We start from the raw sequence: 8,511 nt of genomic DNA, 5'->3' as shown, positions 1-8,511 counted from the left end.
TGAAACTTCAACATAATGATGCCCCCTTTCTTATTTATATTCCCTATAAATAGAATAGCACATTTTGTTGGAGTTTCTTATTTTAACTAGCACAACGGGTTAAATTACTGCAGGTAGATTTCACAGAAAAATAAAAAAGGGACTGTTCAGATCTCTTAATAATGCTATAATAGTACAGTATCAACTTTACAAATGGAGGAGAGGTAGACTATGAAACCGATTAAAGAAGGAAAAGTCCGTGAGATTTATGATAACGGCGATAATCTGATTATGGTGGCAACTGACCGGATCAGCTGTTTTGACGTAGTGCTGAACAACACGGTAACAAAAAAGGGAACTGTGCTGACTCAGATGTCCAAATTCTGGTTTGAGATGACAGAGGACATTGTTCCGAATCACATGATTTCTACTGATGTAAATGATATGCCGGAATTTTTCCGTCAGCCGCAGTTTGACGGAAACAGCATGATGTGCCGGAAACTCAACATGCTCCCGGTAGAGTGTATTGTCCGCGGTTACATAACCGGAAGCGGTTGGGCAAGCTACAAGGAGAACGGCACGGTATGCGGAATTAAGCTGCCGGAGGGGCTCCAGGAGTCCGACAAGCTGCCGGAACCGATTTACACTCCGTCCACAAAAGCAGAGATCGGCGATCACGACGAGAATATTTCTTATGAGCAGAGTATTGCACATCTTGAAAAATATTTTCCGGGCAAGGGTGAGGAGTACGCATCCAGACTCCGCGACCTTACAATCGCCCTTTACAAAAAGTGTGCGGACTATGCATTGAGCCGCGGCATCATCATTGCAGACACGAAGTTTGAATTCGGTCTTGACGAGGAAGGAAATATCGTTCTCGGCGATGAGATGCTCACACCGGACAGCTCCCGTTTCTGGCCGGCGGAAGGATATGAGCCGGGACACGGACAGCCTTCTTTCGACAAACAGTTTGCCCGCGACTGGCTGAAGGAGAATCCGGACAACGACTGGACACTGCCGGATGATATCGTGCAGAAGACGATCGATAAATATCTGCAGGGATATGAGATGCTGACCGGTAAGAAGCTTCAGTAAGACCAGTAATAAATCCTATAAAATTTCAAAGAAGCCTTATTCAGGAATTAGATGATTCATTGTTTCCTGAATGAGGCTTCTTTCGATTCTGGAGAAAATATAAATTGGGCTGACAGCTCCCCAAAAGAATGATATAATTATCAGGCTTGTATAGTGTAAAAGCCCTTTGACAGCTGAAATGCGTGCAAAATGTCGCATTGTCAAAGCCTTTTGATAGACGGATTTACCACTTTTTGATTAAATTTGAACTGCAAGGAGAAAAAAGAATGGAACTTGGAAAACGGATTCGGGAATATCGCAATGAAAGGTCAATGTCCCAGGATGCCCTGGCGGAAAAAATATTTGTTTCCAGACAGACTATATCCAACTGGGAAAACAGCAAAAGCTATCCGGATGTAAACAGTCTCGTCCTTCTGAGTGAAGTTTTTGAAATCTCCCTGGATCAGTTAATCAAAGGAGACGTGGAAATCATGAAAGAAAAAATCAGAGAAGACCCGGAAGACTTTAAACGCCTGAGTTACATATTTACCGGGCTGTTCCTGGCAATCGCCATTACACCGATCCCGCTGGTTCACTTTCTGTCCTATGTGGGCCTGGGAATCTGGATCGTTATCCTGGAGGCGGGAATCTATGTCGGATGGCTCGTTGAGAAGAAGAAAAACCAGGCAGATGTTCATACATACCGGGAGATTATGTCCTACATGGAAGGAAAAGAATTAAGCGAGTCCCGGAAGGCCGCAGAAAAACGGAAACAGCTCTGGCAGAGGATACTGATGGTGGCGGCATCCGGAGCGTTCGGTGTGATTATCAGCTTATTTTTTCTATGGATATTAGAATAATTTGTCTGCGAAAGGGGGAACAGAAAATGGTTGATTTATGGCCGATTATTATTTTTATATTATGTATCGCGGGAGGAAGCTGCTCACTGGCAGGGACCTGGTGGTCCAAAGAGTGGTGGACCAAAAAAAGGAAAAAAAATAAAGGTTCAGACGGACATGACAGAGGTTCGGATGAACATCCGGGCAGATAACAGCAGAGGAAGGCACAAATGTGTCATCCTTCCTCCTGCTTCATACGTTTTTTCATATCATACATTTCCCGGTCAGCTTTTTCAAACATTTCTCTTACAGAGCGTCCGGTGATATCTGCATAATTGCAGCCGTATGCGAGATTGAGCGCCGGGCTTCTGGACTTGTTTTTCTCATCGAGAAGAGCCTTCATGTCCTGAAGTTTCCGGCGCAGCCCATCCGGTTGTATATTTTCCAGGATTACAACAAACTCATCCCCGCCTGTGCGGAAGCATTTTCCTGCTGAATGGAATGTTTCCGTAATGCACTGTGCAGCTTCAATAATAAGCTCATCGCCTGCAAGGTGGCCGAATGTATCGTTTGTGTGCTTGAGGTTATTGATGTCGAACACGAGACATGCGCTGGCAGCGGGGAGTATGTGGTCTTTCTCATATCTTGTGAAGGCAGAACGGTTATTCATGCCGGTCATAACGTCAGTGTAGGCGATCTTTTTGTAGGCTTTCAGAGAGGCATGTTCGCTCATTCTCCGGTATGTATTGTCCAGCGCGGCGCTGGTCAGGCACAGGATGAAGAACAGAATCCCCACACTGTAACAGATGGGATACCATCTGCCTGCTACATCAATGTAAAATGCTGCCAGTGCGGCAAGTACGCCTGCAAGGAGCAGTCCGATCCCAATGAGAATCTTTTTCAGTTCCTGACTCTGACGGCGCCGGAACTCGGTGAACGATATTTTCAGGATAAATCCCATCACCACAACCAGCAGCAGATGAGAGCCGAGCAGCGTGGCATACAGAATCAGAATCCGGAAAAGATAGCAGACCGTTACAAATGCCGCGTTTACCAGCATGAGCATACCGAGAATTCTGAGCGGGCGGGGACTCTTTTCCAGGATTCTCTGGAAAAACAGCAGGAAGAAATACGGCATAAACATAAAGGCGAGAAAAGATACAAGGGTAGTGCTTGCTGTTCTTCCCGTTATAAACTGCAGGATATCAGAGTCGGTGAGAATCCATATGCCTGTCAGCAGAATGAAGATTCCCAGATAAAAAAGGGCAGCCTGGCTGATGCCGCGGTTCTTCAGGTAAAGCAGGAATGATGCCGCACAGAGAATGATTCCCATCAGTACGGAGGCGCTTCCCACAAGGGCTGAGATAAAATTGTCACCCAGGTAATTGATAAACAGGGCGTTCTGATCTCCCAGCATAATCAGAGGCTCGATGGAATTCCTCGAAGCTGATGAGCAGGTGACAGTCAGAAGCTTACCGGCGGCATCGTCCGGAAGCGGAATCCAAAGTATATTAAAGCCTTTTTCTTTCTCGCTGTCCTCATAAGAAAAGATCTCCCTTCCGTCCAGTGCGACCTGTACTGTATTCGAGAACGGTTCCACCGCCAGAACCGGACTGGAGTACACGCCTACCGGGACATGATAGGTGCAGGTTTCCGAAAAAGTATTATCCGGAACTGTCTGAGTGAAGGGTGCTGCCTTCAGATGTTCGAATGTTTTTTTCTGAGTGATCGCTCCTACCGGTTCGAGATAAAACGATTTTACGAGTGAAGCTGCAATAATGCAGAGTAATCCGAAAATTAAAGTATATCGAAGGTATTTATATAAGTGTCTGTCTGAATGTAACATAAGCTTACCCCATTTGCTGTTAATATAGACAGCTCTATGATACGGCATTTACTTTATATCGTCAAGAAAATGACCGATTTATCATTGCCGCTGACAGGAGAAAAATGATATACTTAAGCTGCAAATTCAAAGATGGAAAAGAGGGAGAAAAATGATACGGCAGCTTGCAAAAAGTATAAGGGAATACCGGGGCGTCTCCATTGCAACTCCGATTCTTGTCAGCGGGGAGGTGGTGATGGAATGTGTGATTCCATTTATCATAGCTCTGCTTGTAAATGAGGTAAAGGGCGGATGCAGTATGTCCGTAATTCTGCGGTACGGAGCCGTTCTGACGCTGATGGCGCTGCTGTCTCTGATGTTCGGGGGACTGGCGGGCTCCACCTGTGCCACGGCGTCCTGCGGTCTGGCAAGGAATCTGCGGAAAGATCTTTTCTATGCGGTTCAGGACTATTCATTTGAAAACATAGACAAATTTATGACATCCTCCCTGGTCACAAGGATGACTACGGATATCACGAATGTACAGAATGCCTATATGATGGTGATCCGGACTGCCATACGTTCTCCCCTGATGCTGATTTTCGCCTTTGTCATGGCATTCGTCATGGGCGGGAAAATGGCGTGGATTTTCCTGTTTGTCCTGCCTGTGCTCGCCGCAGGGCTTTCGGTCGTAATCTATAAGACCATGCCGCTTTTTAAAAGAGTATTTCGGAAATATGACAGGCTCAACAGTTCCATCCAGGAAAATATCAAGGCAATCCGGGTGGTGAAGTCATTTGTCCGGGAAGATTATGAACAGAAAAAGTTCAATCAGGCGGCAGAGGATGTTTGCCGTGATTTTACGCGGGCTGAGCGGATCCTTGCAGTGAACAGTCCCTTGATGCAGTTCTGTATCTATACGGTGATGACCTTCGTGCTTTCATTCGGTTCCTATACGATCATTACCTCCCGGGGACTTGATCTTGATGTGGGGCAGCTCTCGGCACTGATTACATACAGTTTCATGATGCTTAACAGTCTGATGATGCTTTCCATGGTATTTGTCATGATCACCATGGCCGGGGAATCCGGCCGGAGGATCGCTGAGGTTCTGGAGGAAAAGAGCAGTCTGACGAACCCGGAGCATCCGGTTTTTGACGTAAAGGACGGATCCGTTTCCTTCGAACATGTGAGCTTTAAATATGCAAAAGAGGCCAAACGTATGGTCTTAAGCGATATCAATCTGCAGATCCGCTCCGGGGAGACAATCGGAATTATCGGCGGCACGGGATCGTCTAAATCATCCCTGATACAGCTGATCTCCAGGTTATACGACGTAACGGAGGGGAGTGTGAAAGTCGGCGGTACAGATGTAAGGGATTATGATCTGAAAACGCTGCGAAGCCAGGTTGCTGTTGTGCTGCAGAAAAATATTCTTTTTTCCGGAACAATCCGTGAGAATCTGCGGTGGGGCAATAAAGACGCTACTGACGAAGAGATGGTCCAGGTGTGCAAAATGTCCTGTGCGGATGAATTTATCTCCCAGTTTCCCGACGGATATGATACATATATCGAGCAGGGCGGCGCTAACGTCTCGGGAGGGCAGAAGCAGCGGCTCTGCATCGCCCGCGCTCTTCTGAAGAAGCCGAAGATCCTGATTCTGGACGACTCAACCAGTGCGGTGGATACAAAAACCGACGCCAGAATCCGTAAAGCCATGAAGGAATACATCCCGGAGACGACGAAAATCATTATCGCGCAGCGGACGGCTTCCGTGGAGGATGCCGACCGGATCATTGTCATGGACGGCGGTGAGATCAACGCAGTCGGAACACATCAGGAATTGCTTGCAGGCAATGAGATTTACCGGGAGATCTATACCTCGCAGAATAAGGAGGGGAATCAGCTTGGAGAATAGAAAAACAGTCCGTTCAGAAAAGAAAAACGGGAAAATACTGATAAGACTTTTTAAGACCGTACTCGGTTTCTATCCGGTCATGCTGCCTGTCACTATTGCCTGCATTATTTTTAATGCAGCGGTAAGTTCGGTGCCTTCCATCTTTATGCAGAACATCATTGCTGTGATAGAAACAAGCTGGCAGAGCGGCGACTGGAGTGCGGTAAGCGGGACAGTGTTCCGCCTTGTCGGGACACTGGTGGTGTTTTATCTTCTTTCTCTTGCAGCCGGTTTTGCATTCAATCAGCTGATGGCGGTCATTACCCAGGGCACGCTGATGAAAATGCGAGAGAAAATGTTCGGGGGAATGCAGCGCCTGCCGATCAGATATTTCGATACAAATGACCATGGAGATATCATGAGCCATTATACCAATGATATTGATACGCTGCGGCAGATGATCTCCCAGAGCTTCCCGCAGCTTCTGATGTCCTGCGTGACCGTGCTGACGATTTTCGGGATTATGGTATATTACTGCCTGTGGCTGACTCTCGTGGTGGTACTTGGCGTTATTCTGATGACCGTGATCACGAAGAAGGTGGGCGGAGGCTCTGCAAAATTCTTTGTCCGCCAGCAGAATGCTCTGGGAAAGGTCGAGGGTTTTGTGGAGGAAATGATGTACGGTCAGAAGGTGATCAAGGTTTTCAGCCACGAAGAGGAGAGCAAAGAAGATTTTGACCGCTATAATGATGCGCTCTATGAGGAATCCAGAAAGGCAAACCAGTACGCCAACGTCCTCGGTCCGGTACTGAACAACATCGGAAATATCCTTTATGTGGTTGTGGCTATTTCCGGTGGACTCCTTCTTTTAAGCGGTGTGCCAAACTTAAGTATATCAGGGCTTCCGGTGGGAATCAGCATTGTAGTCCCTTTCCTGAATATGACGAAACAGTTTTCCGGAAATATCGGCCAGGTTTCCCATCAGATCAACGCAGTGGTCATGGGTATGGCGGGAACCGGGAGAATATTCGCGCTGATGGATGAGAGACCGGAACAGGATGAAGGAAACGTCACTCTTGTAAACGTCTGTGAGGAGAAGAAAAACCCGGAATTACTGCGGAATAAGGCAGAAAGTGATATGGACAGTTCAGTACAGCTGAGGGAGTGCGAGGAGAGAACCGGCCTCTGGGCGTGGAAACAACCGCATCAGGAGAACGGAGAGGTCACCTATACGAAACTTGCCGGCGACGTGCGCCTTTATGATGTGGACTTTGCCTATGAGAAAGGGAAAACCGTGCTCCACGACATTTCCCTGTATGCGAAACCGGGGCAGAAGGTTGCCTTTGTCGGTGCTACCGGCGCAGGCAAGACAACGATTACGAACCTGCTGAACCGTTTCTATGATATCGAGGACGGAAAGATCCGCTATGACGGGATCAATATCAATAAAATCAGAAAAGGAGACCTGCGCCGTTCCCTGGGGATCGTTCTGCAGGATACGAACCTGTTCGGCGGCACAGTTATGGAAAATATCCGCTACGGGAAGCTGGATGCCACGGATGAGGAGTGTATCGCCGCAGCACAACTGGCGGGAGCAGATGATTTTATCACCCGGCTGCCGGAAGGATATGCCACACAGCTTCTGGAAAACGGTGCCAATCTCTCCCAGGGGCAGAGACAGCTCCTCTCCATTGCCCGGGCAGCAGTGGCAGATCCTCCGGTTATGATTCTCGATGAAGCGACATCTTCCATCGATACCCGCACCGAGGCAATCGTCCAGAGAGGGATGGACGCCCTGATGAAAGGCAGGACGGTTTTCGTCATAGCCCATCGCCTTTCCACAGTGAAAAATTCCGATGTGATCATCGTACTGGATCACGGACGGATCATAGAAAAGGGAAACCATGAGGAACTTCTTGCCAGGAAGGGGCAGTATTATCAGCTCTATACAGGCGCTTTTGAGTTGGAATAAAGAAAATTCTGCTCCTGCGCGGCTGATTTGGCTGCCGCAATTACCTCTTTTAAGAGCGGATCTGATGCGCCCCTTCTGTAGAATATTCCGTAGGAAAGCGGTTCCGCTTCTTTTAATGGAATATAGCACAGACCCTCACTTTCCGAACGTGACCGGGGAAGAATGGAATATCCGTATCCCGCCCGGATCAGCAGCAGGATAAACGAGAAATTCTCACAGATATGAATGGCCTCCGGGGAGAGATGCTGCGCAAGCTGATTCTGAAATTCAACGGCTTTAAAATGGATCAGGCTGGAAGAGCAGGTAATCAGTTTTTCTTTCCAGAGATCTTCCGCTTTAATCCTTTGTTCTTCCGCCAGCGGGTGAGAATCCGGCAGTACGCAGCAGAGAGGCACTCTGCACAGTTCCCGGAAAATAATGTCGTCGTGGAGGGGAATATCTTCCCGGAAGCCAAACATCAGATCGATTTCTCCCTGGTAAAAAAGAGGGAGAAGTGCCGGGTGTGTCAGGATCCGCATGGCAGGGTGAAAAGAAGGAATCTTCTTCCGGCAGATATCAAGTATCTTGCAGAGAAGATCAAAATATGTCTCGTTTACGCAGCCGATGGATAATACCTGAAGCTGCGCATTTGTGTGGTGCTTTATTTTGGCTTCTGCAAATTTCAGCCGGTTTACGATGTGTCTTGCATCCTCGAGAAAACTGATTCCTTCCGATGTAAGCGCGACAACTCTGGTGCTGCGGTACAGAAGCTTTGTCCCCAGTTCATCCTCAAGGGCATGAATCTGACGCGAGACTGCGGACTGTGTGATGTTGAGCTGTTCCGCTGCCCTGGCAAAATTCAGGTTCTCTGCCACGGAAATAAATGTCTCCAACTGCTGTATATTCAATCTTATCACTCTCCCTATTATTGCGTTTTCGTCATTGA

Annotated in this window: 7 protein-coding genes; 5 read left to right on the top strand and 2 right to left on the bottom strand. The window is 47.7% G+C overall.

What is annotated here, in order from left to right; translation table 11 throughout:
* The first annotated feature begins 210 nt into the window (after window positions 1-210).
* The 3 genes from B5F07_RS18195 (at window position 211) to B5F07_RS22880 (ending at window position 2,104) form a co-directional block, all read left to right on the top strand.
* A complete protein-coding gene (locus B5F07_RS18195) occupies window positions 211-1,074 on the top strand; it encodes a phosphoribosylaminoimidazolesuccinocarboxamide synthase (RefSeq protein ID WP_087162634.1) in 864 nt (287 codons plus the stop codon).
* Window positions 1,075-1,340: 266 nt separating this feature from the next.
* A complete protein-coding gene (locus tag B5F07_RS18190) occupies window positions 1,341-1,913 on the top strand; it encodes a helix-turn-helix domain-containing protein (protein ID WP_087162633.1) in 573 nt (190 codons plus the stop codon).
* 26 nt (window positions 1,914-1,939) lie between these two features.
* Window positions 1,940-2,104, top strand: a complete 165-nt coding sequence (locus B5F07_RS22880; protein ID WP_191404222.1) for a hypothetical protein — start codon at window positions 1,940-1,942, stop codon at window positions 2,102-2,104.
* A gap of 23 nt (window positions 2,105-2,127) precedes the next feature.
* On the opposite strand, the gene B5F07_RS18185 is transcribed toward B5F07_RS22880, so the two are convergent.
* A complete protein-coding gene (locus tag B5F07_RS18185) occupies window positions 2,128-3,738 on the bottom strand; it encodes a sensor domain-containing diguanylate cyclase (RefSeq protein WP_162613171.1) in 1,611 nt (536 codons plus the stop codon).
* 151 nt (window positions 3,739-3,889) lie between these two features.
* On the opposite strand from B5F07_RS18185, the gene B5F07_RS18180 reads away from it, so the two are divergent.
* Window positions 3,890-5,635: an ABC transporter ATP-binding protein gene (locus B5F07_RS18180; protein ID WP_087162631.1), complete on the top strand. Its 1,746-nt coding sequence runs from the start codon at window positions 3,890-3,892 to the stop codon at window positions 5,633-5,635.
* A complete protein-coding gene (locus B5F07_RS18175; protein ID WP_087162630.1) occupies window positions 5,574-7,586 on the top strand; it encodes an ABC transporter ATP-binding protein in 2,013 nt (670 codons plus the stop codon). The genes B5F07_RS18180 and B5F07_RS18175 overlap by 62 nt, the downstream gene beginning before the upstream one ends.
* Here B5F07_RS18175 and B5F07_RS18170 read toward each other — a convergent pair.
* On the bottom strand, window positions 7,559-8,482 hold the full coding sequence (locus B5F07_RS18170; protein ID WP_242972581.1) for a LysR family transcriptional regulator: 924 nt from the start codon (window positions 8,480-8,482) through the stop codon (window positions 7,559-7,561). The genes B5F07_RS18175 and B5F07_RS18170 overlap by 28 nt on opposite strands.
* Window positions 8,483-8,511: the final 29 nt, after the last annotated feature.

The sequence above is a fragment of the Lachnoclostridium sp. An169 genome (assembly GCF_002160525.1).
GTDB lineage: Bacteria > Bacillota > Clostridia > Lachnospirales > Lachnospiraceae > Mediterraneibacter > Mediterraneibacter cottocaccae.
This window is presented reverse-complemented; position numbering and strand designations above follow the sequence as displayed.